Source organism: Bacillus sp. P4_D3 (genome assembly GCF_056401855.1).
On the sequence record NZ_JBFUIN010001034.1, the window covers coordinates 1 to 919 of the forward strand.

General features: G+C 37.1%; 3 protein-coding genes. All 3 read right to left on the minus strand.

What is annotated here, in order from left to right; translation table 11 throughout:
• On the minus strand, positions 1–148 hold a 148-nt coding region (locus tag AC1DTM_RS28950; protein WP_477001539.1), incomplete at its 3' end, for a 2Fe-2S iron-sulfur cluster-binding protein.
• Complete coding sequence (locus AC1DTM_RS28955) at positions 145–417, minus strand: (2Fe-2S)-binding protein (RefSeq protein ID WP_002065856.1); 273 nt, start codon at positions 415–417, stop codon at positions 145–147. The genes AC1DTM_RS28955 and AC1DTM_RS28950, both read right to left, overlap by 4 nt.
• A gap of 74 nt (positions 418–491) precedes the next feature.
• Positions 492–919 (minus strand): AAA-type ATPase lid domain-containing protein (locus tag AC1DTM_RS28960; protein WP_477001538.1); only part of this gene is annotated, 428 nt, incomplete at its 5' end.

Genomic DNA, 919 nt, shown 5'->3' on the forward strand with positions numbered 1-919 from the left:
CTCTTAACGTTCTTATTCCGTTTGCAAGTAGAGCGGCCGCTATCGTTTCATGTTCATATGCTTCATATTGTTGACCATTAAATTTAAAATTGATACGCTGACTACTATTTAAACTACCTAAAATAGGGTGATTTATAATTCTATTCATTTATTTTCACCTACCGCCCCAAAAGTAACTGCACGCACTGGTGGTTGATATTTTAATGGAATCTCGTCAGGAGATGTACCAGGGTTAGCGTTTTCGATCATTCGATCTAGTGTTGTTCTACATGTACGTCCCCCGCAAAAACCCATACCAGCACGCGTTCTTAGTTTTAACTCACGAGCTGAGCAATTATATTCAGCAATTGTCGATTGAAGTTGTCCGTATGTAACTTCTTCACAACGACAAACAATTAAATTCTCTTTATTCGTCATATGTATTCCTCCTCTAGTTCGGTTTACACAAATTATTATGCAATAACTATGCCAACATAGAGGAGGAGAAGGGGTTATTGTAACCCAAGCCTTTTTAAGCGGTTATATAAAGTGGCCCTCGTTACCCCGAGTTGTTTCGCACATTCTAATTTATTACCATCTAAAATGCGTAAAGCTCTTTCAATTACCTTTTTCTCGTGCTCATCCATTTCTTCTTGTAAAGAAAGAATCATATTATTATTGCTGAGTAATAGGGAATGAGATGTTTTGTTCTCTAAAGTATCATTTGTATGAAACGGTAAATATTCTTGTTTTATAATGCCGTCTGTCGCAAATACGACGAGTCTTTCAACTACGTTGCGGAGCTCGCGAATATTACCAGGCCAATTGTAATGAAGCAGTTCATGCATAATGCTTGAAGGTAAGTCACGAATAGGCCTGTTATAGTTTATTGAAAAATCGTTTAAGAAGGAGTAGGTTAATTCGATAATATCCTCTCGTC